The organism is Streptomyces sp. HmicA12, from assembly GCF_000373565.1.
In the GTDB taxonomy this organism is placed as follows: domain Bacteria; phylum Actinomycetota; class Actinomycetes; order Streptomycetales; family Streptomycetaceae; genus Streptomyces.
The window spans coordinates 243,854-269,641 of sequence record NZ_KB891831.1; the positions used below are offsets into that span (position 1 = coordinate 243,854).

Annotated in this window: 18 protein-coding genes; 10 read left to right on the top strand and 8 right to left on the bottom strand. The window is 71.3% G+C overall.

What is annotated here, in order from left to right; translation table 11 throughout:
- The first annotated feature begins 112 nt into the window (after positions 1 to 112).
- On the top strand, positions 113 to 934 hold the full coding sequence (locus B072_RS0131345; protein WP_018533922.1) for an SDR family oxidoreductase: 822 nt from the start codon (positions 113 to 115) through the stop codon (positions 932 to 934).
- On the opposite strand, the gene B072_RS0131350 is transcribed toward B072_RS0131345, so the two are convergent.
- The 3 genes from B072_RS0131350 to B072_RS44510 form a co-directional block, all read right to left on the bottom strand.
- Positions 913 to 2,418, bottom strand: a complete 1,506-nt coding sequence (locus tag B072_RS0131350) for an SDR family NAD(P)-dependent oxidoreductase (protein WP_018533923.1) — start codon at positions 2,416 to 2,418, stop codon at positions 913 to 915. The two genes, B072_RS0131345 and B072_RS0131350, sit on opposite strands and share 22 nt — an antisense overlap.
- Positions 2,419 to 2,590: 172 nt before the next feature.
- On the bottom strand, positions 2,591 to 3,481 hold the full coding sequence (locus B072_RS0131355; protein ID WP_202538443.1) for an alpha/beta hydrolase: 891 nt from the start codon (positions 3,479 to 3,481) through the stop codon (positions 2,591 to 2,593).
- Positions 3,482 to 3,564: 83 nt separating this feature from the next.
- Complete coding sequence (locus B072_RS44510; protein ID WP_063746477.1) at positions 3,565 to 4,050, bottom strand: hypothetical protein; 486 nt, start codon at positions 4,048 to 4,050, stop codon at positions 3,565 to 3,567.
- An 87-nt stretch (positions 4,051 to 4,137) separates the two neighbouring features.
- Here B072_RS44510 and B072_RS0131365 point away from each other — a divergent pair, with 87 nt between their 5' ends.
- Both B072_RS0131365 and B072_RS0131370 read left to right on the top strand, forming a co-directional pair.
- Positions 4,138 to 4,809 (top strand): TetR/AcrR family transcriptional regulator, encoded by a 672-nt coding sequence (locus B072_RS0131365; RefSeq protein WP_018533926.1) that lies wholly within the window; start codon positions 4,138 to 4,140, stop codon positions 4,807 to 4,809.
- A 37-nt stretch (positions 4,810 to 4,846) separates the two neighbouring features.
- Positions 4,847 to 5,632, top strand: coding sequence for an NAD(P)-binding domain-containing protein (locus B072_RS0131370; protein ID WP_026246494.1), 786 nt, complete (start codon positions 4,847 to 4,849; stop codon positions 5,630 to 5,632).
- On the opposite strand, the gene B072_RS0131375 is transcribed toward B072_RS0131370, so the two are convergent.
- The 4 genes from B072_RS0131375 to B072_RS0131390 form a co-directional block, all read right to left on the bottom strand.
- Positions 5,629 to 6,996 carry a wax ester/triacylglycerol synthase family O-acyltransferase gene (locus tag B072_RS0131375; RefSeq protein WP_018533928.1) on the bottom strand — a complete coding sequence of 456 codons (1,368 nt, stop codon included), beginning with the start codon at positions 6,994 to 6,996 and terminating at the stop codon, positions 5,629 to 5,631. The genes B072_RS0131370 and B072_RS0131375 overlap by 4 nt on opposite strands.
- Before the next feature lie 193 nt (positions 6,997 to 7,189).
- A complete protein-coding gene (locus B072_RS0131380; RefSeq protein WP_078506642.1) occupies positions 7,190 to 9,562 on the bottom strand; it encodes a GH92 family glycosyl hydrolase in 2,373 nt (790 codons plus the stop codon).
- Between the two features lie 62 nt (positions 9,563 to 9,624).
- Positions 9,625 to 12,018, bottom strand: a complete 2,394-nt coding sequence (locus B072_RS0131385) for an RICIN domain-containing protein (protein WP_026246496.1) — start codon at positions 12,016 to 12,018, stop codon at positions 9,625 to 9,627.
- A 79-nt stretch (positions 12,019 to 12,097) separates the two neighbouring features.
- Entirely contained in the window at positions 12,098 to 14,713 is a 2,616-nt protein-coding gene (locus tag B072_RS0131390) for a glycoside hydrolase family 2 (RefSeq protein ID WP_018533931.1), read from the bottom strand.
- Positions 14,714 to 14,952: 239 nt separating this feature from the next.
- Here B072_RS0131390 and B072_RS0131395 point away from each other — a divergent pair, with 239 nt between their 5' ends.
- The 7 genes from B072_RS0131395 to B072_RS0131425 all read left to right on the top strand — a co-directional run bounded on the left by B072_RS0131395 (position 14,953) and on the right by B072_RS0131425 (position 22,693).
- Positions 14,953 to 15,969 carry a LacI family DNA-binding transcriptional regulator gene (locus tag B072_RS0131395; protein WP_026246497.1) on the top strand — a complete coding sequence of 339 codons (1,017 nt, stop codon included), beginning with the start codon at positions 14,953 to 14,955 and terminating at the stop codon, positions 15,967 to 15,969.
- Between the two features lie 179 nt (positions 15,970 to 16,148).
- Positions 16,149 to 17,255, top strand: a complete 1,107-nt coding sequence (locus tag B072_RS0131400; RefSeq protein ID WP_018533933.1) for an ABC transporter substrate-binding protein — start codon at positions 16,149 to 16,151, stop codon at positions 17,253 to 17,255.
- Between the two features lies 1 nt (position 17,256).
- The gene (locus B072_RS44515; RefSeq protein ID WP_018533934.1) at positions 17,257 to 18,855 is read left to right on the top strand and encodes a sugar ABC transporter ATP-binding protein; all 1,599 of its coding nucleotides are present in this window, start codon (positions 17,257 to 17,259) and stop codon (positions 18,853 to 18,855) included.
- Entirely contained in the window at positions 18,848 to 19,810 is a 963-nt protein-coding gene (locus B072_RS0131410; protein WP_018533935.1) for an ABC transporter permease, read from the top strand. The genes B072_RS44515 and B072_RS0131410 overlap by 8 nt, the downstream gene beginning before the upstream one ends.
- Positions 19,807 to 20,838, top strand: a complete 1,032-nt coding sequence (locus B072_RS0131415) for an ABC transporter permease (RefSeq protein ID WP_018533936.1) — start codon at positions 19,807 to 19,809, stop codon at positions 20,836 to 20,838. Before B072_RS0131410 ends, B072_RS0131415 begins: the two co-directional genes overlap by 4 nt.
- Positions 20,839 to 20,927: 89 nt before the next feature.
- Positions 20,928 to 21,911 carry an ATP-binding cassette domain-containing protein gene (locus tag B072_RS0131420; RefSeq protein WP_018533937.1) on the top strand — a complete coding sequence of 328 codons (984 nt, stop codon included), beginning with the start codon at positions 20,928 to 20,930 and terminating at the stop codon, positions 21,909 to 21,911.
- The gene (locus B072_RS0131425; RefSeq protein ID WP_018533938.1) at positions 21,908 to 22,693 is read left to right on the top strand and encodes an ABC transporter permease; all 786 of its coding nucleotides are present in this window, start codon (positions 21,908 to 21,910) and stop codon (positions 22,691 to 22,693) included. The genes B072_RS0131420 and B072_RS0131425 overlap by 4 nt, the downstream gene beginning before the upstream one ends.
- Here the strand turns inward: B072_RS0131425 and B072_RS0131430 are convergent.
- Positions 22,674 to 25,781: an ATP-binding protein gene (locus tag B072_RS0131430; RefSeq protein WP_018533939.1), complete on the bottom strand. Its 3,108-nt coding sequence runs from the start codon at positions 25,779 to 25,781 to the stop codon at positions 22,674 to 22,676. The genes B072_RS0131425 and B072_RS0131430 overlap by 20 nt on opposite strands.
- Between the last annotated feature and the right edge of the window lie 7 nt (positions 25,782 to 25,788).

Genomic DNA, 25,788 nt, shown 5'->3' on the forward strand with positions numbered 1-25,788 from the left:
CGGCCACGAACGGCGCGTACCGCCCTCCTCCACACTCGCGCCACCAACCGTCCACGACCACCGCACGCCTGACGCATCGTCACGCCGCCATCCGTCATGAGACCGTACGCGCATGACGGCGCAACGACCCCTGGACGGCAGGGCGGCCATCGTGACCGGCGCCTCCCGCGGCATCGGCCGGTCGATCGCGGACGAACTGGCCGGAGCGGGCGCGCACGTGTGCGTGACGGCGCGCGACGCGCACGACGTGGGGGAAGCGGTCGCGGCGCTGCGCGCGCGGGGCGCCGACGCGATCGGGGTGCCGGGCGACGTCGCGGACCCGGCACACCTGTGGGAGGTCACGGACCGGGCGATGACCGCGTACGGGCGGGTCGACATCGTCGTGAACAACGCGGCGACGAACCAGCCCTATGGTCCCCTCATGGACGCCGACCCGGACGCCTGGCGCACGGCCTTCGCCGTCAACGTGGAGGCGCCGCTGCGCCTGGTGCAGTGCGCGTGGCGGGCCTGGATGAGCGAGCACGGCGGCGCCGTGGTCAATGTGTGCACGGAAGGCGCCACGCATGTCGGCCCGAACATCGGCGCGTACAACACGAGCAAGGCCGCGCTGCTCCACCTGACCGCTCAACTCGCGGGTGAACTGGGCCCGTTGGTGCGCGTCAACTCCGTCTCCCCCGGTCTCGTGCGCACGGAGATGGCCCGCTTCGTGTGGGAGCGGGCCGAGGAGACCGTCGCCGCGGGGCTGCCCACCGGACGCATCGGCGAACCGGTGGACGTCGCCCGCGCCGTGCGCTGGCTGGTCTCCGACGACGCGGAGTGGATCACCGGCACCGATCTGCTGGTGGACGGCGGCACGCGGGTGCGTGCCGCCTCACCGACGGGTGACGCGCAGGCCGTCCAGCGGCAGCTGCGCTACCACTTCCCGGGCGCGTAGTCCTTCAGGAAGACGCCGTACACGTCGTCGCCCGTCTCGCCGCGCACCACCGGGTCGTAGACGCGGGCGGCGCCGTCGACCAGGTCGAGCGGGGCGTGGAAGCCCTCCTCGGCGAGGCGCAGCTTGTCGTAGTGCGGGCGCTCGTCGGTGATCCAGCCGGTGTCGACGGACGTCATGAGGATGCCGTCGGTCTGGAACATCTCCTGGGCGCTGGTGCGGGTCACCATGTTCATCGCGGCCTTGGCGGCGTTGGTGTTCGGGTGGCCCGCTCCCTTGTAGCCGCGGCCGAAGACGCCCTCCATCGCCGAGACGTTGACGACGTAGGAACGGCCGCTGCGCGCCTTCTTCGCGGCGTCGGCCATGGCCGGGCGCAGCTTGCTGATGAGGATGAACGGCGCGGTGTAGTTGCAGAGTTGGGTCTCGAGGAGCTCCACGGGGGAGATCTGCTCGATGCTCTGCACCCAGGTGTTGGAGTCGACGACGTCGGGCACGAGGCCGCCCGCGTCGATGGCGGTGCCGTCGAGGTGCCGCTCCACGCTGGCGTTGCCCGCGACGAGCGCGAGGTCGGCGACCTTCTGCGCGTCGATGCCACTGGTGCCGAGCGGCAGCGCGGCGATGCCGTCGACGGCGCCCGAGTTGAAGGCGCCGATCACGGAGTACGGGGGCAGCTCACCGGCGGGCAGCGGCGCGCTCTCGCCGTCGACCAGCGCGGCGTACGCGGACGGGAGGCGGCGCACGGTCTGCGTGGCGTTGTTGATCAGGATGTCGAGCGGGCCGGCCTCGGTGACCTGGTCGGCGAGGGACACGGCCTGCGCCGGGTCGCGCAGGTCGATGCCGACGACCTCCAGGCGGTGGATCCAGTCCGCGGAGTCCTCCATCGCCTTGAAGCGGCGGATGGCGTCCTTCGGGAAGCGGGTGGTGATCGTGGTGTGCGCGCCGTCGCGCAGCAGCCGCAGCGCGATGTACATGCCGATCTTGGCGCGGCCGCCGGTGAGCAGGGCGCGCTTGCCGGTCAGGTCGGCGCGGGCGTCGCGCTTGTCCCGGTTCAGGCGGGCGCAGTCCGGACAGAGCTGGTGGTAGAAGTAGTCGACCTCCACGTACCGGGTCTTGCAGGTGTAGCAGGAGCGCGGGCGCTGGAGTATCCCCGCGATCCGGCCCGCCTCGGTGACCGACGACGGCAGGATGCCCTCGGTCTCGTCGTCGATACGCTGCGCGGACCCGGTCGCGGTCGCCTCGGTGACGGCCTTGTCGTGCGCCGTCTTGGACGCGCGGCGCTCCTGGCGGCGGCGCTGCTTCACGGTCCGGTAGATACCGGCGGTGGCGCGCCGGACGGTGATCGCGTCGGGGTGGTCGACGTCGATCGTGTCGAGCTCCTCCAGGACCGAGAGGCAGACGGCGAGGCGCTCGGGGTCGATGCCGGGCCCGTGCGCGACCTCCGGGTCCGCGGAGGCCTGAGGGGCCTGGTTGTCGTCTGTCACCGTCATCGCCGCTGCCGTTCCTAGGGTCTCGCGCGTCGCGCCCGAACCGCGCCCGCTCACAAAAGCCGAATTTTACGGAGCGGCGGGCCCTGCCTCCAAACTCGTTCCGGTCGCCGCCCCGGTTCCGTGGCCGTGATCACGCCTGACGTGGCCGGCATCACGCCGCGCGTGCGGATTCTCACTCCGCCAGGGACTCGCGCAGGAACGCGAGGATCTCGGCCCGCGCGGCCTCGGCCTGCGCCACCGCGCCCGGCATGGACAGGAACGCGTGCGGCGCCCCCGGGTACTCGGTGAGCCGCGCGGGCGTCCCCGCCGCCCGCAGGCGCTCGGCGTAGCGGCGGCCGTGATCGGCGACGGGGTCGTCCGTCGGCAGCACCACCAGGGCCTGCGGGAGCCCGCCCAGGTCGTCGGCGTACAGCGGGGACAGGGCCCGGGCGTCGGTTCCCGGCGGCACGGCGAGCCGGCGGAAGAGCCGCAGCTGCGCCAGGCTCGCGGTCGGACTGTCGCCGTACCGCGCGAACGAGTCGTACGCGAACATCGAGCCGGTGACGTCGGCCGCGGGGTTGACCAGCACCTGGGCCCGCAGACGCAGGCCCGCCTCCCGGGCGCGGACCGTCACGAGGGCGGAGATCAGCGCGCCGCAGCTCTCGCCGAAGACCGCGGTCCGCTCCGGGTCGACGCCCCACTCACCGGCGTGCGCCAGCACGTGCCGCAGTGCGTCCCAGCCGTCGTCGGCGGCGGCCGACAGCGGGCTGTCCGGTGCGAGCAGGCGGTGCTCGACCGAGACGACGACCGCGGGCAGCCGCGCGGCGACATGGCTGGTGCCCCAGTCGCACTGGACGGCGGTACCGACGAACCCGCCGCCGTGCACATGCACCACGAGCGGCAGCTCACCCGTCTCCCGTGCGGGCCGGAGCACGCGGACCGGCAGGTCGCGGCCGGGCAGCGGCAGCTCCGTCCAGTCGATCGTGGCTCCGGGATCCGGCTCCCCGGTGATCGCCCGCATCTCGGGCGACGCCCGCCTGCGGTTCTCGGTGTCGCGATAGACGCGCAGTTCCTCGTCCGACATCGAGGCCCAGTCGGGTTCTCCGCCGAGGGCCTGTCTGCGCAGCCGACGGCCCGCCGCCACCCTTTCCGTTCCTGCCGCTTCGGTCATGCGTCCTCCTTGATCGAGTGGGTGAGGTCGTTCTTCGGCACCGGCCGACGGCGCCAGACGGAGACCACGACGACGGCTCCCGCGACGCAGGGCAGGAACGTTGCCGTGCCGTAGGCGTAGGGCACGACGACGTCGTACTTCTCGCCGCGCAGGCCGAGGTTGAGCAGTGCCACCGAGAGGCCCGCGGTGAAGCCGAGGGTGGTGGCGGTGCGGGCCCAGCGCCTGCCCGTGGTGATCCCCCGGACGGCCAGCAGCCACAGGAGCGTGCCGAGGGCCCCGGTGCCGACGAGGTAGCCGGCGATCGCGTTCCGGTCGGCGGCCACGTCGTGCGGGCCCCAGCCGGGATACGCGTCGCGGACGTGGGCGGAGAGCGTGTCGACGGTGGCGATGTCGAGCAGTGGCGCGAGCGCGGTCAGGGCCGTGAGGAGCAGCCCGGCGTGCATCGCGATGGAGCGCCTCTCCGACCTCGGTGACAGGCTCATGAAAAACTCCCATTCCTACGGCGTAGGTTTCCTGTCCGGACGTTAGGATCTACGGCGTAGGTTTGGCAAGGGCGGCAGGGAGCGGACATGGCGACGAGACGGGCGCAGGGCACCGCGGCGGGACTCAGCCGTGAGCGGATCGCCGCCGCCGGTGTCGCCCTCGTGGACCGGCACGGCCTGGACAAGTTCGGGGTGCGCCGGCTCGCGGAGGAGCTCGGGGTCGACCCGATGTCGATCTACCACCACATCAAGGGCAAGGCGGCGCTCCTGGACGCGGTGTCCGAGGCCGTCCTCGCCGAGGTGGTCGTCCCGACGGACAGCGAGGGGGCGGACGGCCGGGACTGGGAGGAGATCGCCCGCCGCACGGCCCACGGCTACCGGGACATGGCCTACCGGCACCGCCGGGTGTTCCCGCTGCTGACCACCCGCGCCCAGACGTCACCGGTGGCCCTCGCCGCCCTGGAGCGGCTGGTCGCCGCCATGCGCGCGGCCGGGCTGCCCGAACAGGTCGTCGCGGACACGCAGTTGACCCTGTTCGGGTTCCTCAACGGCTATCTGCTGGCGGTGCTCAGCGGCGGCGGTGACGACGGAGGCTCCGAGAACGCGCAGGTGCCCGTGATCGACGCCGACGCCTACCCGACCATGGCCGCCCTGCTGCCCCTCCAGGCGGGGTTCGGGTCCGTGGCCGAGTTCGACCGGATCCTCGACACCGTTCTCGCGGGCATCAAGGATCAGGCCGCCCGCACGACGACTGCGTGACGACCATCTACGGGACGACTACGGGAAGGGACACTCAGTGGACCGCATAGGGATCATGGGCGTGGGCGAGCTCGGCCGGGCCCTCGTGACCGGCTGGAGCGACGGCGTCGAGAACCCGCCGGACGTCTTCCTCTCACCGCGTGGCGCCCGGGCGGCCGCCGAGTTGGCGCGGCGGTTTCCGAACGTGCGGGTCTGCGCCGACAACCAGGAGGTGGCGGACCGCTCCTCGACGGTGATCGTCGCGGTCCGCCCCCAGGACCGCGCCGAGGCCCTCGACGGACTGCGGGTCGACGGCGACAAGGTCGTGGTCAGCGTCATGGCGGGCGTCGGCATCGACGAGGTGCGCGCGACGCTCGGCACCGCGGCGCCCGTGGTGCGCGCGATCCCGCTGCCCGCCGTGCGTGAGCGTCGCGCCGTCACCGTGACCTGCCCCGGGCACCCCGACGTCGACGCCCTCTTCGACCGCTTGGGCGGGGCGCTCCCCGTTCCGGACGAGCCGACGCTCGACGTCTTCCAGACGCTGACGTCCACGCTGACCACGCATTACCGGTACCTGGCGACGCTCACCGACTGGGCCGCCGGAAAGGGCGTCGATGCCGGGGACGCCGACCGGTACGTCCGGGGCCTCTTCCAGGCCGTCGGGCGTTCGCTGGGCGACGACACGCGCTCCGTCCAGCAGCTCGCGGACGACCACGAGACCCCGAAGGGCACCAACGAACGCATCCGCACCACCTGGTTCACCGCGGACAACGCCGAGGCCCTCACCCAGGCGCTCGACGGCCTCCTGAAGGACCTCGGCCGGCCGGGAGTCGACCCGGGCTAGGGAGCGCAGGCGGCGAGGAGTTCCGTCAGTTCGTCGGTCACCGCGCGGGCCAGCGCGTCGAGGTCCGGTACGGCTGCCGCGTCCGCGACGAGCCCGTAGTGCACGGTCCCCCGGTACGTCGACACGGCGACGGCGAGCGACTGGCCCTGGGCGAGCGGCGCCAGCGGGAAGACCTCGGTCAGCGGGCAGCCGCCGAGCCGCAGTCCCAGGCTGGGCAACGGAACGCTGGTGACCAGGAGGTCGAAGAGCAGACCCGCGCTGCGGCCGACGAGTCCGCCGCCGAGCCGGTGGCCGAGCGGCGGCACGTGGTCGGCGAGCAGGGCGACGGCGCCCGCGCCCCGGTTCGGGCCCCGGTCCTTGCGCCGGTTCATCGCGGACCGCACGACGCGCAGTCGCTCGGCCGGGTCGGCCTCGGCGACGGGCAGGCGGACCAGGTAGCCGGAGAGCCGGTTGCCCTGTGGGTGGGCGGTGCGCGGGCGGCGCCGGGAGACGGGGATCAGGGCGCGCGGCTCGACCCCCGCGCTGCCGTCGCCGCGCTCGTCGAGCCAGCGCCTGACGGCTCCGGCGACGATGGCGATGAGGACGTCGTTGACCGTGCCGCCCTCGGTCTTGCGGATCCGGTGGACGTCGTCGAGGTCGAGCGCGACACCGGCGACGCGCCGTGTCCCGCTGGCATCGGACGTGAGCGCCGGTGACGTGCGCACGCCCCAGGTGGCCTTGGCCACGGACGCGCCGATGGCGACGGCCTGGGTGGCGGCGCCCGCGACCGCGCGGACATGGCCCGGGTAGCGGCGCGGGTCGAGGTCGCCGAGGGTGATGTCGCGCAGGCCGGGGAACGGCAGGCGCAGGCCGCGCCGCCGCTCGGGCTCCGGCTTGGGCGCCCGCGCGGCGGGCAGTTCCATCGGGTCCATGACGGCGGCGGCGAGGGTGAGGGCCCGCAGCCCGTCGGCGAGGGCGTGGTGGAACTTGAAGAGCACGGCGAAGGAGCCACCGTCCACGGCGGGCAGGACGTGCGCCTCCCACGGCGGCCTGCGGCGGTCCAGCGGTCGCTCCATGAGCGCGCCCGCCGCGGCGTGGAAGTCGGCCACGGGCTCTTCCATGCGTACGTGGTCCAGCGGGTCGAAGTCGGCGACGGGCACCCGGGCCGCGCCGCCCACGGGGACGAGCACCCCGGCTATCCGCATGCGCAGGCCCGGCACCGCGGCCGCGCGGGCGGCGAGCAGTTCGTGGGCGTGGCGGGCGGCGCCCGGCTCGGTGGCCTCGAAGACGCCCAACGCGCCCAGGTGCATGGGGTGTTCGGCGGTCTCGATGTTCCAGAACGCAAGGTCGAGTGGGGCGAGCAGGTCCGAGCCATTCGCAGTCATGGAGTGCTCTCGCGTCGACGACGGGAAGTCGCAGTCAACAGCCGACACTCGATTACGGTCAAGTACGATCTAGGCACGCTCAGTTAACAACAGATTAAGACCCGCCACTCTCGGACATCCCCGGGAGTGGCGGGTCTCGTGTGGCTCAAGTGCCGTGTCGATTACGTCACTTCAGCTGCGTCACCGCACCGCGTCACTTCAGCGCGGGCGGCGCCGCGTCGGCACCGGTCCCCCACTGCGACGGCGAGCCGCCGACGGTGAACGACAGGTCGCTCATGCCGCGCAGGTCCTTCGTCGTCAGATACGTCTTGCCGTACGCGGCGCCGTCCACCCGCGCCGACTGGATGTACCGGTCCGTGTCCGAGCTGCCCTTCGCCCGTACGGTCAGCTTCCCGTTCGGGTAGTAGCGCCGGTCGAGCGTGAGGTCGACGCGCTCGAAGACGGGCGTCGACAGACCCCAGGTGTCCGTGCCCGGCTGCACCGGGAAGATCCCGATGGAGGAGAGCACGTTCCAGGCGGACATGGTGCCGAGGTCGTCGTTGCCGGTCATGCCGGTCGGGGCATCGGTGAAGAGGGTGAGCGCGGCGTGCACCACGTCCGTCGTCTTCCACGGCTGCCCGGTGGACAGGTACGTGTAGGGCGCGATCAGGTCGGGCTCGTTCTGCGGGTTGTACTTGTCGGCGTTGTAGTAGTCGTACGGCCCGTTGACCCACACCTCGCGGGCGGTCTTCGCCGGGTCGGCGACCAGCTGGTCGTAGGCGAAGAACGAGTCGAGGCGCTGGTTCGCCGCGTCCGTCCCGCCGATCAGGTCGACCATGCCGGGCAGGTCCTGCGGGACGAGCCACTGGTACTGCCAGGACGTGCCCTCGTGGAAGCCTTCGCTCTGTGCCGGGTCGGCCGGTCCCGTGAAGGCACCCGACGCGTCGCGCGCACGGAAGAAACCGGTCGAACCGTCGAAGATCTTCCGGTAGTTCTGAGCCCGCTCGGTGTACCGCTTCGCGTCGTCCTCGTGACCGAGCTTCTTGGCCATCTGCCCGAGCATCGCGTCGGCGAGGGCGTACTCCAGGGTGGCGGAGGCGCCGTGGTCGTAGTCGGAGTCGCCGGGCTTCACGTGCGCACGGTCCTTGATGTACGGCGCGAAACCGTCGGCGAGGTACTCCTTGTTGGCCTCGCGGCCCACCGGCGCGGAGTCGGCCGGCGGCACTCCGTCGGCGTTCTTCTTGAGCGCCCGGTAGGCGTCCTCCTCGTGCCCCTTCAACAGCCCTTGCCGGTAGGCGTTGGTGAGGAACGGGGTGACGGGGTCACCGGTCATGATGTTCGTCTCGACCGTGCCGTAGCCCCACTTGGGCAGCCAGCCGCTGTCCTTGTCGATCTGGATCACGGACAGCGCCATGTCCCGCGACTCGCGCGGCGCGAGCAGCGAGAGCAGCTGGGCCTGGGTGCGGTACGTGTCCCAGAGAGACCAGTTCTGGTAGTAGGTGAAGCCCTTGGCACGGTGGGTCTTCTGGTCCCAGCCGGTGTACCGGCCGTCGACGTCGCTGCCGATGTTGGGCGCGAGGAAGGACCGGTAGAGCGAGGAGTAGAAGGTGCGGCGAAGCGTCTCGCCGCCGCCCTGGGCGCGGACGTCGTCGAGGCGGTCCTCCCACGCGGCCTGCGCGGCGTCACGCACCTTGTCGAAGGAACGGCCGCCCTCCGCGCGGAGGTTGAGGGCCGCGCCCTGCGCGTCGACGTACGAGATCGCGGTCGTCGCCTCGACGGTGCGGTCCTTGCTGGTGTCGAACCGCACGTAGGCGCCGTTGCGTTCGGCGTCCGCGTCCGAGGTCTTCGAGCCCGCGGTGACCGTGTCGCCCTTCCACGTGCCGGACGTCTTGAACGGCCGGTCGAAGCGGGTGATCGTGTAGACCGTGTACGGCTTGGTGTCCTGGCAGAAGCCGCTGCCGGTGATGGCGGTGCGCACGGTACGGCTGTCGAGGATCTCGACCTTGGTGTGCAGCGTCTTGTGCAGCGACTGCCCGGCGTTGATGAGGACGTTGGCCTTGTCGGTGTCCTTGTCCGGGAAGGTGTAGCGCTGCACGCCGGTGCGCTTCGTGGCGCTCAACTCGGCCTCGATGCCGGTCTTCAGGCCCACCTTGTAGAAGCCGGGCGACGCCGTCTCGTCGTCGTGGCTGAACTCGGCCGCGTACTTGGCGTAGTCGGTCGACGTGATGTCGCCGGTCGTGGGCAGCACCGGGAGATCACCGCCGAGTCCGCAGCCGACACCCGACAGATGGACGGTGGAGAAGCCGCGGATGTGGTTCTCGGAGTAGTCGTATCCGGTGTTGTGCCCGGTGTCCGGCGAGAACTGCACCATGCCGAACGGCACGGCGGCGCCCGGATAGGTGTTGCCCTCGTTCTCGGTGCCGATGAACGGGTTGACCAGATCGGTCAGTCGGCCGTCCCCGCCGGACGCGGCCTGTGCCGCCGGGGCCGCGAGGCCGGTGCCGAGCAGCGCGGCCGCGCCGAGCACCCCCAGGGCGCGGCGGGCTCTCGCTCCCGTCGTGCGCGTTCTCGTCGTACGCGTTCTCATACTGGGCCTTTCGACAACGTTGTCAGCAAGCGCGATCATTCTTCGTCGGTGTCGGTGGCCCGTCAAGACGTCAGGCGCCACAGGTGGTCCTCCGTCCCGTTGTCGGCGAACTGCACCACTTGTGCGCTGTTGTCGGTGGACATCCCGTCGACGCCGAGCACCTTGCCGCTGTGTTCGTTGCGGAGCAGGAACCAGCCGTCGCCCCGGTCGACGCGGGTCCACACCAGGTCGGCGCGTCCGTTGTCCTCGTATTGGACGACGTGTGCGCTGTCGGCGGTCGAACTCCCCTGCACCGCGAGGTACTTGCCGCTCTGCCCGTTGCGGATCCGCAGCCTGCCGTCGCCTGCGTCGAGGAGCTGCCAGGCGTGGTCGCCGGTCCCGGAGTTGTCGAACTGCACGACCCGCGCGTCGTCGGCGGTGGACATGGAGTCGACGGCGAGGACCTTGCCGCTGTGCTTGTTCTGGACGCGGCGGTAGGGCGGTTCGGGGATCCAGGGCCGGCCGTCGGGGGCGGCGGTCGGGAAGGACGTGATGCGCAGCCGGGCCGCGCCCATCGGCACGAGGGTGACGGTCTCGACGCTCGCGCGGCTGCGCGCGGGGCTGGGCTGCAGCGGTGCGACCACGTGCTCGTCGTCCGCGATCCACTCGGGCAGCCGGCGGGCCTTGGCCGCGAGGGTGAGCGGGGTGCCGTCGAGGGTGAAGGGGTTGGCGGGCAGCGGGCCGCTCCGGCGCCGCAGTTCCGGTGAACTCCCGGGGACCAGGCCGTAGTTCCAGGTGGAGGCGGCGTGCACGTCGTACTCGGGGAAGGTGTCGGTGCCGCCGGTGCGCACGTACTTCTCGGCGATCTTCAGCGAGTAGGTCAGCGGTCCGTGGTCGACGCTCACGCTGTCGTGGTTGCCGCTCCAGGTGCGCAGAGTGGTGCGCTGGGGAAGGCGCAGGGTGACCTTGTCGCCGTCCCGCCAGGTGCGGCGGATATCGGTGAAGGAGGGGCCCGAACCGGCCTTCATGGCTCGGCCGTTCACTTCGAGACGGGGCTTGGCGCACCAGCCGGGGATGCGCAGGCGCAGCGGGAAGTCGACCGGACGCGGTACGCCGACGGTGAGCGTGATGGTCTCGTCGAACGGGTAGTCCGTCTCCTCTCGGACGGTCACCCGGTCGTCGCCGATCTGGGCGCTCACCTCGCACGGGGCGTACAGCGCGGCCGCGAGCCCGCCGTCCGGTGTCCTGAGCCACAGCTCCTCGGTGAAGTACGGCCAGCCCATGCCGTAGTTGTGCGGGCAGCAGCGGTACTGGTCGACGCCCGGCTGGAACGACTGCATGGCGAAGCCGTTCTGGAACTGCCCGTCCGTCTTGCGGGCGTCGTCCAGGTCCACGCTGTTGGCGCTGGTGACGTAGTGGATGCCCTTGCCCTGGGGGTCGAGGGCCGCGGGGAGCATGTTGAAGGCCAGGTCCTCGCAGCGGTCGGCCCACACCGGGTCGCCGGTGACGCGGGTGAGCAGCTCGTGGCTGGCCATGAACTCGACGATGCCGCAGGTCTCGAAGCCCTGCCGCGGGTCTCCGAAGCCGGGCCGGTAGTTCTCGTCGCCCGCGATGCCGCCGCCCGCGAACTGACCGTATTCGGCGAGGACTTGGTCGTACGTGCGGTACGTGGCCCGGACCAGGGCGTCGGCGCCGTCGGCCGCCCACTGCGCGTACTGGGCGGGTTCGCGGAAGCCCTGGGCGATGTTCACGTTGTGCGGGGTGGGCAGGTCGCCGGTCCAGTCGGCGCCGAAGTGGTGCATCTTCTCGACGAGGCGCGGCAGGAACGCGTCACCGGTGCGGTCGTACAGCCAGCGCGCGGTGTCGATGCCGTCGCCCCAGCGCACGGAGACCCAGCTGGAGTCGAAGGCACCCTTGCCTTGCGCCTCCATGTACGTCATGAACCGGGTGAGGAACGGCACGATGCGCTCGTCGTGCGTGTACTCCTCGTACGTGCGCAGCGCCATCAGCAGCGGCAGGAACGGCCAGAAGTCGGGGCCGCCGTTGAGGGATGTGCGCAGGGCGCGCGGGCCGAAGAAGCCGTCCTGCTCCTGGGTGGCGAGGATCGCGTCGATCCACCGCTCGCAGGTGGCGAGCGCGTCGGCGTCCCGGGTGGCGATCGCGAGGGGGACGTATCCCCTGAGCCAGTACGGGAGTTCCTCCCATCCGCCGAGTTCGGGGTGGACCCAGCCGCAGGTGTCCATGACGAGGAAGTGGGACTTCTCGGCGTAGCGGCCGCACAACCCGGCCAGTTGCAGCCGGAGTTGGCCGTCGAGCCAGCCGCGGGCGGTGATGCTGCCGACGGGCAGCCGGGTGAAGGCGTCGGCGGCGGGCCCTGCCGCGTCCGCGCGGGCCGTCACGGCCGTCGCGCCGCCGAACGCGGTGGCCGCGCAGGCCACCGTCGCGGCCTGCAGCACGCCGCGTCGTGTCACTGTCATGAGGTGTCTCCCACATGAGAGGGGGCGGGCCCGGCGGTGCGGGCCCGCCCCAGGGACGTACGGGATCAGGCGGGTGCCGTCAGGCGCAGTTCGCCACGGTCGCCCGGGAGGCGTCCTTGATCAGCGCCTGCTGGGCGTCGTGGACGCGCTTCACGTCCGGCTTGACGACCCTGCGGTCGTAGGTGACCAGGCCGTTCAGCTCGCCCTCCACGTCGGAGATCTGCGTGTAGACGGCGCCGTTGCCGCCCTTGCAGGCCAGCGCGTGCACCTCGGCGAGCTTGGTGAGGTAGTCGTCCGTGTACGTCGCCGGGTCCACGTCGACGTAGGACTGCTGGACGGACCAGGCGTGACCGGGCACGGCGAGGCCGAGGCCGCCGTACTCGCCCGCGACCAGCGCGCGCTTGCCGTCCGGATGCGGTGGCAGGGCCGGGCTCGGGTAGCCGTGCTCGTCCATGATGTCGCCGGTGCCGCCGTCCTTGCCCAGGTTGAGGCCGGACATGCCGTTGATCAGGCGGGTCGGGTCCCAGGACTTCGCCTGGTCGGCGAGGCGGCCCTCGTCGTACTGGCCCCAGCCCTCGTTGAGGGTGACCCACATGACGACCGACGGGTGGTTGTAGTGCTGGTCGATCATGATCTTCATCTCGCGCTCGAACTCGGCGCGGGCCGCGGTCGACGGGTTGACGCCGGCCGTCATCGCGGGCATGTCCTGCCAGACCAGCAGGCCCAGCTTGTCGGCCCAGTAGAACCAGCGGTCGGGTTCGACCTTGATGTGCTTGCGGACGGAGTTGAAGCCCATCTGCTTGTGCATCTTCAGGTCGTAGGCCAGCGCCTCGTCGCTCGGCGCGGTGTGCAGGCCGTCGGGCCAGAAGCCCTGGTCGAGGGTGGCCATCATGAAGACCGGCTTGCCGTTGAGGACGGTGCGCGGCGTGCCGTTCACGTTCTCGACCTTGATGGAGCGCATCCCGAAGTAGCTGCCGACCCGGTCCGAGCCGACGCTGACCTTGAGGTCGTAGAGGTACGGGTCGTCGGCGGTCCACAGATGCGCGTTGGCGATCTTGACCGTGAGCGGCTTGCCGGACGTCCCGGTCGCGGTGGCGACCTTGCGCTTGCCCGCGTACGCGGTGGCGGTCACGGGCAGGCCGTCGCGCACTCCCGTGGTCTCCACGGACAGCTGACCCTTGTCGACGTCGGGCGTCAGCTTCAGGTCGGTGACGTGGTCGGTGGCCACCGGCTCCATCCACACCGTCTGCCAGATGCCGGACGACGGGGTGTACCAGATGCCACTGGGGTCGAGGCGCTGCTTGCCCATGGGCGGGTTCTCGCCGTCGGCGGCGTCGGTCGGGTCGTAGACGCCGACGATCAGCTCCTGGGTGCGGCCCGGCTTCAGCGCGTCGGTGATGTCGGCGCTGAACTTGTCGTAGCCGCCCTTGTGGTCCGCGACCTTCTTGCCGTTGACGTAGACCTCGGACTTCCAGTCGACGGCGCCGAAGTTCAGCTGGAGGCGCTTGCCGCTGCCGACCTTCCAGTCCTTGGGCACGGTGAAGGTGCGCCGGTACCACATGCGGTCCTCGTGGCGCTCGATCCCGGAGAGCTGGGACTCGACCGGGTAGGGCACGAGGATCTTCTCGCCGAGCTTCTTGCCGACCGGCACCGGGTCGCCCGCCTTGGCGGCGGCGAACTCCCAATTGCCGTTCAGGTTCTGCCAGTCGGAACGCGTGAGCTGCGGGCGCGGGTACTCCCGGTGCGCGTTCGACGGGGTGACGTCGTCGCCCCACTTGGTGGAGAGTTCGTACGTGGAGTGGTTCGGGCCGCTCGACCAGAAGGTGCCGACGGCCGTGCCGTCGGCGCCGGTCAGACCGCCCTTGCCGTCGTAGGTGACGTCGGCGAGGCCCGCGGCGTCGCCCTTCTTGTTGCCGACGACCGGCTCCTTCAGGCCCACGACGAGGGAGCGCGGGTCGTCGGGGTCGGCCTTGACCGTGCTGAGCGGCCACTTGGCGCCGCCGATGACCGCGGAGAGGTGGTCGTTGACGTCACCGGGCACGGTGCCCAGCTTCTGCGCGAAATCGAGCTTGAGGGTGCGGCCGTCGCCGAGCACGGTGGTGCCGATGGCGCCGTCGTACTTCCAGTCGCCGGGCAGCCGGAACGCCGAGGAGGGAATGGCCTCCTTCGACTCACCCGGCTCGGTCCAGCGCAGATGCAGATTGGAGCCGCCGAAGTGCTCGAAGTACTCGACCTTGATGTCGACCGCCTTGTCGGCGGTCAACTCGACGGGTTCAGAGGTCTGTTCCTTGTCCCAGTCGTCGACCCAGTGGTCGATCACCGGCTTGCCGTCGACCCAGAGCCGGAAACCGTTGTCCCCGGTGATGGAAAACGTTGTCAAGCCGGACTTCTCCGGGACCAGTTCGCCGGTCCAGCGGACGCTCGCGTCGTCGGCCTGGCCGGTGGCGGACTGCAGCCGGGAGTCCAGGCTGCCGAAGTCGATCTGCGGATCGAACCCGGTGGCCTTCAACTGGTCGAAGTCGAAGGCTCCCGAGGCGGATTGGGTGTAGTACTCGCCCTTGAGCCCGTGCGGCACGACGGGCTCGTCCGCGGCCGTGGCGTGCGGTGCCACGGTCAGCGCGGTGAGGCCGAGTGCCGCGGTGAGCAGCAGGGGCAGGGGTCGGCCGCGGTGTCGGGGGCCGGTTCTGGTGCGCACGGATCCTCCTGGTGTGGAACGCGGGGAAGGCGTTGAGGAAGGGTGGCGGCTCGCCGCTCGAGTCGGTACAACTCGTTCTTACAACGTTGGAATGAACGGCAGTTGGCATGACAGCACGCGCTCGGCGCGCTGTCCAGGGTCATGACAAACCCATCGTGGAAACCACCGACGACCCCACCGACGAAACCCACCGACAGACCATCGACAAACCCATCGTCAGAACCCCAGGAGGAGATTCCGTGCGGGTGAGCCTCAAGGATGTCGCGGAACGCGCGGGCGTCTCGATCAAGACCGTTTCGAACGTCGTGAACAACTACCAGCACGTCACCCCCGCGATGCGCGCCCGCGTCCAGGAGGCCATCGACGAGCTGGGCTACCGACCGAACTTGACAGCCCGTCACCTGCGCAAAGGGCGTACGGGCATCATCGCGCTGGCCCTGCCGGAGCTCGGCAACCCGTACTTCGCCGAGCTGGCCGGCGCGGTCATCGACGCGGCCGCCGAGCACGACGTCACGGTGCTGCTCGACCACACCCGCGGCGAGCGCGAGCAGGAGCTCCTGGTCAGCCAGGGATTCCGGGCCCGGGTGATCGACGGCCTGATCCTGAGCCCGCTGGAGCTGGAGGCCGACGATCTGCTCGGCCGGGACGGCGACGACGTGCCGCTCGTGCTGCTCGGCGAGCGCGAGTACGACCTGGCCTACGACCACATCGCCATCGACAACGTGGCGGCCGCCCGCACCGCCGTGCGCCACCTGGTCGGCCGGGGCCGCACCCAGATCGCCTACCTGGGCGAACGCATCGACTCGGCGAACCAGCCGGCCCGGCTGCGACTCGACGGCTGGCGGCGGGAGTTGACCGAGGCGGGCCTGTCGGCGCCGGACACCCTGGTCGGGGCGACCGGCGGCTGGGACCGGGGCGACGGGGCCGAGGCGATGGCCCGGATGCTGGACTCGGGGGTCCGTCCCGACGCCGTGTTCGCGTACAACGACCTGGTCGCGATCGGGGCGATGCGCGTGTTGCACGAGCGGGGCCTGCGGGTTCCGTGGGACGTGGCGGTGGTCGGGTTCGACGACATCGCCGAGGGCCATTTCGGGGCGGTCACACTGACCACGATCTCGCCGGACAAGCAGGCCATCGCCCGGCTCGCGGTGCAGTCGTTGCTGCGCCGCCTGGAGCACCCCGAGGAGACCGCGGGACGTGAACTGACCGCGGAATTCCGGCTGGTGGAGCGGGAGAGCACCCTGGGGCGGCGCTGACACCCGCACACCCGCGGCTCGGGGCCGTCCGTTGTGAGAAGCCTTTACAGCCTCCTTCCAACGATGTAAAACCCTCCCCGTACCGACTTCCGACCGGTCGAACACTCAGCCATCGCACCAGCCGACCCATCCCGTCTGCGCGTTCACGCGCCGGGCCGTGCCGTTTTGGGGACCTGAACATGACGCAGATCGCGCTCCACCGCCGCAGCCGTACCTCCGCCCGGGCCCTGCTCGCCGCCGGCCTCGTCGCGGGCCTCGCCCTCACCACCGGATGCGCCAAGTCCGAGGACGACAACTCCTCCTCGGACAAGGGCAGTTCGAGCGCCGCCGACAAGAACGCCGGGCAGGAGGTCGCCTCCTCCGGCACCGGCGAGACCTGTGACATCACCGCCTTCGGCGGCCAGAAGCTGGATCTCAAGGGCGCCACCGTGGGCTTCTCGCAGTCCGAGAAGGAGGCCAACCCGTTCCGTATCGCGGAGACGGCGTCCATCAAGGCCGAGGCGCAGAAGCGCGGCATCAAGCTGCTCACCGCGAACGCCCAGTCGCAGTTCTCCAAGCAGATCAGCGACGTCCAGGACCTGATCGCCAAGGGCGCCGACCTGCTGGTCATCGCGCCGCTCAACTCCGACGGCTGGGAGCCCGTGCTGCGCGCGGCGAGCGCCAAGCACATCCCGATCGTCACCGTCGACCGGAAGATCAACGCGACGGCCTGCAAGGACTACGTCTCGTTCATCGGCTCGGACTTCGTCGAGCAGGGCAAGCGGGCGGCCGACCAGATGATCGAGGCGACCGGCGGCAAGGGCACGATCGCGATCCTGCTCGGCGCCGCGGGCAACAACGTCACCACCGAGCGGACCAAGGGCTTCGAGGACCAGATCAAGGCGAAGGCCCCGGGCCTGAAGGTCGTCTTCAAGCAGACCGGCGAGTTCGCCCGCGAGAAGGGCCAGCAGGTCACCGAGCAGCTCATCCAGTCCAAGCCGGACATCAAGGGGATCTACGCCGAGAACGACGAGATGGGCCTCGGCGCGGTCAACGCCCTCAAGAGCGCGGGCAAGAAGCCGGGTGCCGTGAAGATCGTGACGGTGGACGGCACGCGCAACGCGGTGCAGGGCATCGTCGACGGCTGGATCTCCGGCGTCATCGAGTCCAACCCGCGCTTCGGCCCGCTCGCCTTCCAGACCCTGGACTCCTTCACCAAGGGTGACAAGGTCGGCCAGGACATCGTCATCAAGGACAGCTCGTACACGAAGGACAACGCCAAGTCGGACCTCGGCAAGGCCTTCTGACATGTTGTCGGTGAAGAACCTGAGCAAGACCTTCCCCGGCGTGCGCGCTCTCGACGGTGTCGACTTCACCGCGCGCGCCGGGGAGGTGCACGCGCTCATCGGGGAGAACGGGGCGGGCAAGTCCACGCTCATCAAGGTGCTCACGGGCGTGTACCAGCCGGACCAGGACGCGGGCGAGCTGACCTACGACGGTCAAGGGGTCAGCTTCTCCACGCCGCTCGATGCCCAGCACGCGGGCATCTCCACGATCTACCAGGAAGTCAATCTCGTCCCCCTGATGAGCGTGGCCCGCAACCTGTTCCTGGGCCGCGAGCCCCGCAACAGGCTGGGACTGATCGACTTCCGGCGGATGCACCGGGAGGCGGCCGCGGCCCTGCGTGAACTGGGGGTGCGGGTGGATGTACAGCGCCCGCTGCGCGAACTCGGCGTCGGAGCGCAGCAGATGGTGGCCCTGGCCCGTGCGGTGTCGGTCGACGCGAAGGTCGTCATCATGGACGAGCCGACGTCGTCGCTCGAACCGCGTGAGGTGCAGACCCTGTTCGGCGTGATCCGCATGCTGCGCGAGCGCGGCATCGCGGTCGTGTACGTGAGCCATCGCCTCGACGAGCTGTACGAGGTGTGCGACGCGGTCACCGTGCTGCGTGACGGCAAGCTGGTGCACACGGGCCGGCTCGCGGACCTGGACCGGCTGAACCTCGTGTCGCTGATGCTGGGCCGCGCCATCGGCGACGTACAGGACGAAGGACTCACGAAGTTCTCCGGTGAGCACGACGCGGCCTCCGAACCAGTTTTGCGGGCACAGGAGTTGACCGTCCGCCACCAGTTGCACGGGGTGTCGCTGGAGGTGCGGCCCGGGGAGGTCGTCGGGCTCGGCGGGCTGCTCGGTTCCGGGCGCAGCGAGACCGCGAAGGCGATCGCGGGCGCCCTGCCCACGGACAGCGGCCGGGTCGTGGTGGCGGGGACCGCGGTCCGTACGGGATCCACCCCGGCCGCGATCCGGGCCGGCATCAGCCTGCTGCCCGAGGACCGGAAGGCGGAGGGGATCGTGCCGGGCCTCTCGGTGCGGGAGAACATCGCGCTGGCGGCGCTGCCGGGCCTGTCCCGGTTCGGCCTCGTCGACGAGGCGCGGATCGACCGGATCGTGGACACCTTCGTCGAGCGGCTGCGCATCAAGGCGTCGGGCCCGCACCAGAAGGTGGGCGAGCTGTCGGGCGGCAACCAGCAGAAGGTGCTGCTCGCCCGCTGGCTCGCGATGAACCCGAAGGTGCTGCTGCTCGACGAGCCGACCCGCGGCATCGACGTCGGCGCCAAGGCCGAAGTCCAGAAGCTCATCGACGAGTTGGCGGACGACGGGCTCGGCGTGCTGCTGATCTCCTCCGACATGGAGGAGCTGATCGAGGGCTCGGACCGGGTCGTCGTCCTCAAGGACGGCGCGGTGGTCGCCGAGCTCACCGGAGACGCGGTCACGGAGGACCGACTGATGCGCGCCATTGCCGCAACTCCCGCCGGAGCGCCCGGAACCACGGTAGAGACCGTCAAGACCGTGAAGACCGGGAAGTCCGACGGACTCGGCGGGCCTGGAGGGCCGTCCGTTGACTGATCTGACCCTGGGCCGGGCCGGTCTCGACCGCGACCGGCTGCTCCGCCTCCTCCAGGACTACGGCGTGTACGCCGGTGTCGCGGTCCTGCTCCTGGCGAACATCGCCTTCACCCCGCACTTCCTGTCCGCGGAGAACTTCCGCACGCAGGCCGTGCAGGTCGCCCCGGTGCTCATCGTGGCGCTCGGCATGGCCCTGGCCATCGGCAGCGAGGGCGTCGACCTGTCGGTCGGCTCGGTGATGGCGCTCGCGACCTCCCTCATCTCCCTCTATCTCGGGTACGGGGCGTGGATCGCCGTCGTCGCGGCACTCGTCGGCGGCGCCCTGGTCGGCGTCGCGAACGGCGCGCTCGTGGCCTTCATCGGGGTCCAACCCATCGTCGCCACCCTGGCGTTGATGGTCGCGGGCCGTGGTCTGGCGCTCGTGCTGCTCCCCCAGCTGAAGGACGTCCGGGACCCGGGCCTGCGCTCGCTCGGCACCGGTGACGTGCTCGGCATCCCCTACCTGGTGCTGATCGCGGCGGCGCTCGCGCTCCTGGTCGCGTTCGTCGTGCGGCGCACCACGTTCGGCCGCCAGCTGCTCGCCATCGGTGACAGCCGGCCGGCCGCGAAGCTCGCGGGACTTCCGGTGCGCCGGGTCCTCGTCCTCGTCTACGTCATTTCGGGCGTACTGGCCGCCGTGGCAGGGGTGTTGGCGACCGCCCGCCTCACCGCGAGCGACCCGACGTCGCTCGGCAATCTGATGGAACTCTCCGCGATCACGGCGGTCGTGGTCGGCGGTACGCCGCTCACCGGCGGCCGGGTGCGGATCGGCGGCACGGTCGCGGGCGCGGTTCTCATCCAGCTGCTCACGGCCACGCTCATCAAGCACGACCTGCCGCCGTCGTGGACACAGATCGCGCAGGCCGTGGTGATCGTGCTCGCCGTCTACGCGGCCAGGGAGCGGGGGAAGCGATGACGATGACGGACTCCACGAAAGCGGCACCGGTGGGGCCGGCCAGGACGGTCGAGGAGGAACCTCTCGGCGCGACGCGCGCGGAGCGGCTGAGCGCGCTCGCTCAACAGCACGGCGCCCTGGTCACGTTGGTGATCGCGGTGATCGTCGCGTCGTTCTCCTTCGACACGTTCCTGACCGGGGACAACCTGGAGAACATGGCGCTGTCGTCCGCGTTCCTCGCGATCGTGGCGCTCGGCATGACGTTCGTGATCGTGACCGGCGGCATCGACCTGTCGGTGGGCTCGCTGTTCGCGCTCGGCGGCGTGCTCGCGGCCTGGGGCTCGCAGTACGGGACGGTCGTCGCGCTGCTGCTCCCGCTGGCCGTGTGCGGGCTGATCGGCCTGGTGAACGGGCTGCTCATCGCGCGCTCCCGGCTCGCTCCCTTCATCGTCACGCTGGCGGCGATGCTCGGTGCGCGCGGCCTGCTCCTCGCGATCACCGACGAGGGCTCGACGACGTACCTCGTCGACAAGTCCACGTTCTTCGCGACGCTCGGCCAGGGCAAGCTGCTCGGCGTCGGCGTCCCGGTGTGGATCACGCTGGCCCTGTTCGTGCTGGGTGCGGTGGCCCTGCGCCGTACGCGCTTCGGGCAGTACGTGTACGCGGTCGGTGGCAACGAGGACGCGGCGGCCCTGATGGGTGCGCCGGTGGCCCGTACGAAGATCGGCGTCTACACGGTGTCCGGGCTGTGCGCGGGCCTCGCCGGGGCGCTCAACGCGGCCTGGCTGGTGTCGGGGGTGACGATCCTCGGCTCCGGCATGGAGCTGGAGGCGATCTCGGCGGTCGTCATCGGCGGCACGCTGCTCACGGGCGGCTTCGGTTTCATCAGCGGGTCGCTGGTGGGCGTACTGCTCCTGAAGGTCATCCAGAACGTGATCAACCAGATCGGCTCGCTGGACTCCGCGTACCAGCAGGTGGTCAGCGGCGCGTTCCTGGCCGTCGTGGTCATCGCGCAGACCTGGCTCGGCAGGCGGCGACGGGTGCTGTGACCTGTGGTTTCAGCCGGTTTCACGACTCTCTTGGGGACTGAGACCGGTGTGAAGCCACGTTGAGAGCGTCATGCCGCAATCTCTGCGGCATGACGACAACGACATCGCCCACGCTCGCCATCGCGGCGCACGGGCTCCACAAGTCCTACGGCGACAAGGTGGTGCTCGACGGCATCGACCTGGCCGTGCCGGAGGGGACGATCTTCTCCCTGCTCGGGCCGAACGGCGCCGGCAAGACCACCGCCGTCAACATCCTCTCGACCCTGATCAGTGCCGACGCGGGTGAGCTGCGGGTCGGCGGCCACGACCTGGCCGTCGCCCCGCAGGCCGCGCGCGCCGTGATCGGCGTGACCGGTCAGTTCTCCGCGGTCGACGGCCTGATCACGGGCGAGGAGAACATGCTCCTCATGGCCGACCTGCACCACCTGTCCGCGAGCGAGGGACGACGGGTCGCCGCCGAACTTCTGGAGCGCTTCGACCTGGTGGAGGCCGCGAAGAAGCCCGCCTCCACGTACTCGGGCGGCATGAAGCGGCGCCTCGACATCGCCATGACGCTCGTCGGCAGCCCGCGGATCATCTTCCTCGACGAGCCGACGACCGGCCTGGACCCGCGCAGCCGCCACACCATGTGGGGCATCATCCGCGAGCTGGTGACGGACGGGGTGACCGTCTTCCTCACCACGCAGTACCTCGAAGAGGCCGACCAACTCGCCGACCGGATCGCCGTGTTGCACGACGGGGCGATCGCGGCCGAGGGCAGCGCGGAGGAGCTGAAGCGGATCGTCCCCGGCGGCCACGTCCGGCTCCGCTTCACCGACCCGACCGCCTACCGGTCCGCCGCCGTCACCCTGCGCGAGGGCACCCGCGACGACGAGGCGCTGTCCCTGCAGATCCCCAGCGACGGCAGCCAGCGCGAACTGCGCTCCATCCTCGACTGGCTGGACTCCGCGGGCATCGAGGCCGACGAGCTGACCGTGCACACACCCGACCTGGACGACGTGTTCTTCGCCCTGACCAGCACCAGTACCAGCACCGGCACCAGCACCGACCAGCCGAAGGAGACCGTCCGATGAGTGCTCTGAACCTGGCCGTCCGCGACTCGCGGACGATGCTGCGCCGCAACCTCCTGCACGCCCGACGCTACCCGTCGATGACGCTGAACCTGCTGCTCACGCCGATCATGCTGCTCCTGCTGTTCGTGTACATCTTCGGCGACGTGATGAGCGCGGGCATCGGCGGCAGCGACCGCTCCGACTACATCGCCTATATCGTCCCCGGCATCCTGATGATGACCATCGGCGGCACGGTGATCGGCGCCGCGGTCTCCGTCGCCACCGACATGACCGAGGGCATCATCGCCCGCTTCCGCACCATGGCCATCCACCGCGGATCGGTGCTCATCGGGCACGTCGCCGGCTGTGTGCTGCAGTGCGTGGCGAGCGTGGTGCTCGTCGGCGCCGTCGCCGTCGCCATCGGGTTCCGGTCGCACGACGCCACGGTCCTGGAGTGGCTGGCCGCGTTCGGGCTGCTCGTGCTGTTCTCGCTCGCCCTCACCTGGATCGCCGTCGGCATGGGGCTGGCCAGCCCGAACCCGGAGGCGGCCGCCAACAGCGCCCAGCCGCTGATCCTGCTGCCGCTGATCTCCAGCGCCTTCATCCCGGCGGACACGATGCCGGGCTGGTTCCGGCCGATCGCCGAGTACCAGCCGTTCACCCCGGCCATCGAGACGCTGCGCGGGCTGCTGCTCGGCACCGAGATCGGGCACAACTGGTGGATCGCGCTCATCTGGTGCGTCGCGCTGGCCGCGCTCGGCTACCGCTGGGCGACGGCGTCGTTCAACCGCGACCCGAAGTGAGCGAGCGGGCCGCGTCGCCCAGTTCGTCCCGCTCCAGGGCGGCGTACTCCGACACCGCGTCGGTGTACGCCGCCCCGGCCGTGTCTCCGGCGGCCTCGACCGCTCGGCGGGCCCGGTCCCGCGACATCGTCGGCTGGAACTCGCGGCCCACGCCGAGCCGTTCGGCCAGCGCGATCATCCGTGCGGCGTGTGCGGCGTCCGCCCCGATCTCCACCAGTCCGAGGGCGTGCAGCACCGGCCCCAACGCGTAGAGGTCCGCCGGGGACGGAGCGCAGGCCACGGCGTGCAGCCAGCCCCGCAGCCGGCCGACCGTCTTCGCGACCGGTTCGAGACGCCCCGCGTGGGCATGGGCCGTCACCGCCACCGACTGCATGACCAGCGCCCATGGTTCGAGCGTGGCGTCCGCGCTGTCCCGCGCTCCCGCGGCGAGCATCTGCTCCACGGCACCGCGCCACAGTCCGAGCCCCACCTCGGTCAGCCCGCGCGCCAGCGCGATCTCGGCGCGGCCGCCGAGGTCGGGCCGGTAGTAGGTGTCCTGCCGGCGGGCGTTGTCCCGCTCCGTCTGCCGCAGCCAGTACTCGGCCTCGTCGGGGTCGTCGCGCTGGAGACAGGCGAGGACCAGGTGCCAGCGGATGAAGAGGTAGTCGTGCCCGTCGTTGAGTCGTGGCACGATCGCGAGGACCGCGCGCAGATGCTCGTACGCCTCCTCCCCGCGGCCCGTGCGCAGATGCAGCTCGCTCAGCCGTGAGTGCGCCATCAGCTGAACGGACGGATTGTCGGCCGGTCCCAGTTCGGTGAGCATCCGGCGGGCCGAGTCGATCGCGCGGCCGATGTCGTGCTCGTGCTCCCAGACGTACGTGGCGATGCTCTCGGCGATCCCCGCGACCAGTGGCTGCTCGTCGGCGCACAGCCGCCGCAGCACGGCGTAGTCGGGCGGCACCATCTCGGGCACCGCGCCGAGGACCACCGCCGCGGCCCGCAGCAGGGTGTCCGGCGGCGCCGGAGGCAGTCGGCGCAGGGTGACGAGCTGGCGTACGGCGCTGACGCCCGAGCCGACGAACAGGGCCGCCACGCACAACACCGCCGCGGCGCGGGCGACTTCGACGTCCGCGGGCCCGGGACGGTAGTGCGAGAGGACCGGTCCGGTGTCCGCGGCGAGGCCGGCGAGACGGGGATAGTTGGCGTCGTTGGACCACAGGGTGGCGAGGACGGCGGTGAGCGCGGCGACGGTGGGACGGTCCGTGCGGGCCAGGGCGTGGCGCAGGGCGAGGACGAGGTTGTCCTGCTCGGCCTTGATCCGCTCCCAGCCGGGCAGCGGCTCCGAGCCGAAGAACACGTCGTGGTGGGCCTCCCCGAACTCACGTGCCCAGAGCAGGAGTTGGTCCACGGCGGGTTCGTCCTCACCTGCCTCGGCGCGTCGGGCCGCGCTGAACTCCCGTACGGTCTCCAGCATCCGGAACCGCACACCGGTCGAGGTGTCGGCCGCCGTGACCAGCGACTGCCCGGCCAGTTCCTCCAGGAGGAACAGCGCGTCCGGGCCCAGGATCCGTTCCGCCGCCTGCCCCGCGAAGCCGCCGGGGAAGACGGACAGGGTGCGCAGCGCCGCGCGGGCGTCGTCGTCGAGGAGGTTCCAGCTCCAGTCCACGACCGCGTGCAGGGTGCGGTGGCGTTCGGGGGCGTCCCGCGCGCCGCCCCGCAGGAGGGTGAAGCGGTCGGCGAGGCGGCGGGCGATCTCCGGTACGGACAGGGCACGGACCCGTGCCGCGGCGAGTTCCACGGCGAGGGGCAGCCCGTCGAGGTGGCGGCAGAGCCCGGCCACGACGTCCGGCGGCAGTTCCACGCCGGGCCGGGCGGCGCGGGCGCGTTGGGTGAACAGCTCGATGGAGGTGGCGAGTTCGAGCTCCGGCAGCGCGTACACCGCCTCGGAGGTCAGGCCGAGCGAGGCCCGGCTGGTGGCGAGGACGCGCAGGTCCCCGGAGGACGCGACGAGGGCCTGTACGAGGTCGGCGGCGCCCCGGACGACCTGCTCGCAGTTGTCGAGGACGAGCAGGGCGGGCCCGGGGCCGAGCTCGCGGAGAATGCCGGGAACCGGGTCGGACGGTGAGGTCGGGGCGGCGGCCGCGCCGAGTGCGGAGGCCACTTCCGCGGCCACGTCCGCGTCGGCCGAGACCACGGCCAGCGGCACGAAGTGCACGACGCGCTGCGCGGCCCGGCGGCTGACGGCGTGCGCGAGCCGGGTCTTGCCGAGGCCGCCCGGGCCGACGACGGTCACGACGCGGGAGGTGCGCAGCAGCGTCTCCACCGCTGTGACGTCCTCGTCTCGGCCGAGGAGACGGTTCGGCTCGTGGGGCACCCCGCGGCGGACGACCGGCGCTTCGCCGCGCAGCAACTCCTGCTGCACGTCCTTGAGTTGCCGCCCCGGATCGGTGCCGAGCGCGTCGCGCAGCTCGCGGCGGTACGCCTCGTAGCGGGTCAGGGCGGCGGAGGGGCCCGCGGTCGCCGCCTCGCCGCGCAGCAGTTCGGCGAGGACCTCTTCGTCGTGCGGGTGCCGGGCGGCGGTCTCGGCGAGCGGTCCGGCCGCCTCCGTGTGCCGGCCGAGGCGGGCGAGGGCGAGGGCCCGTGCCCGGGCGAGCGCGGCGCGGACCGGGGCGCGTTCGCCACGCAGCGCCGCGACCGGGTCGTCGCCGCTGGCGTCCGGGGCTCCTTCCCACAGGGCGAGCCCGGCCTCCGCCGCGGTCAGCGCTCCCGCGTGGTCCCCGGCCCGGGCCCGCTCCGCGCTCGTGGCCGCGTGCAGCAGGAGAGCGGTGCTGTCGACCCGGTCGGCGGCGAGGGCGAGCCGGTAGCCGGTCGGGGTGCTGGCGATGACGTCGGCGCCGAGCTGGGCGCGGGCCCGGGAGACGAGGACCTGCACCGCTTTGCCCGGCCGCTCGGGCAGCTCGTCCGGCCACAGGCCCGCGACGAGCCGCTCGGTGCTGCAGCCGGTGCGCGGGTCACCGGCGAGCAGGGCGAGCAGCCCTCTGAGCCGGGGCGCGGTGATCTCCTGCCCGCGATAGGCGACGCGCGGCAGCAGGATCAGGTCGGTGGTCACCCGTGCA

What these genes read in the sequence shown, in the direction of transcription:
- B072_RS0131345 (WP_018533922.1), top strand. Translation starts at nt 113, where the DNA reads ATGACGGCGCAACGACCCCTGGACGGCAGGGCGGCCATCGTGACCGGC.
- B072_RS0131350 (WP_018533923.1), bottom strand. Translation starts at nt 2,418, where the DNA reads ATGACGGTGACAGACGACAACCAGGCCCCTCAGGCCTCCGCGGACCCG.
- B072_RS0131355 (WP_202538443.1), bottom strand. Translation starts at nt 3,481, where the DNA reads ATGTCGGACGAGGAACTGCGCGTCTATCGCGACACCGAGAACCGCAGG.
- B072_RS44510 (WP_063746477.1), bottom strand. Translation starts at nt 4,050, where the DNA reads ATGAGCCTGTCACCGAGGTCGGAGAGGCGCTCCATCGCGATGCACGCC.
- B072_RS0131365 (WP_018533926.1), top strand. Translation starts at nt 4,138, where the DNA reads ATGGCGACGAGACGGGCGCAGGGCACCGCGGCGGGACTCAGCCGTGAG.
- B072_RS0131375 (WP_018533928.1), bottom strand. Translation starts at nt 6,996, where the DNA reads ATGACTGCGAATGGCTCGGACCTGCTCGCCCCACTCGACCTTGCGTTC.
- B072_RS0131380 (WP_078506642.1), bottom strand. Translation starts at nt 9,562, where the DNA reads ATGAGAACGCGTACGACGAGAACGCGCACGACGGGAGCGAGAGCCCGC.
- B072_RS0131385 (WP_026246496.1), bottom strand. Translation starts at nt 12,018, where the DNA reads ATGACAGTGACACGACGCGGCGTGCTGCAGGCCGCGACGGTGGCCTGC.
- B072_RS0131400 (WP_018533933.1), top strand. Translation starts at nt 16,149, where the DNA reads ATGACGCAGATCGCGCTCCACCGCCGCAGCCGTACCTCCGCCCGGGCC.
- B072_RS44515 (WP_018533934.1), top strand. Translation starts at nt 17,257, where the DNA reads ATGTTGTCGGTGAAGAACCTGAGCAAGACCTTCCCCGGCGTGCGCGCT.
- B072_RS0131415 (WP_018533936.1), top strand. Translation starts at nt 19,807, where the DNA reads ATGACGATGACGGACTCCACGAAAGCGGCACCGGTGGGGCCGGCCAGG.
- B072_RS0131420 (WP_018533937.1), top strand. Translation starts at nt 20,928, where the DNA reads ATGACGACAACGACATCGCCCACGCTCGCCATCGCGGCGCACGGGCTC.
- B072_RS0131425 (WP_018533938.1), top strand. Translation starts at nt 21,908, where the DNA reads ATGAGTGCTCTGAACCTGGCCGTCCGCGACTCGCGGACGATGCTGCGC.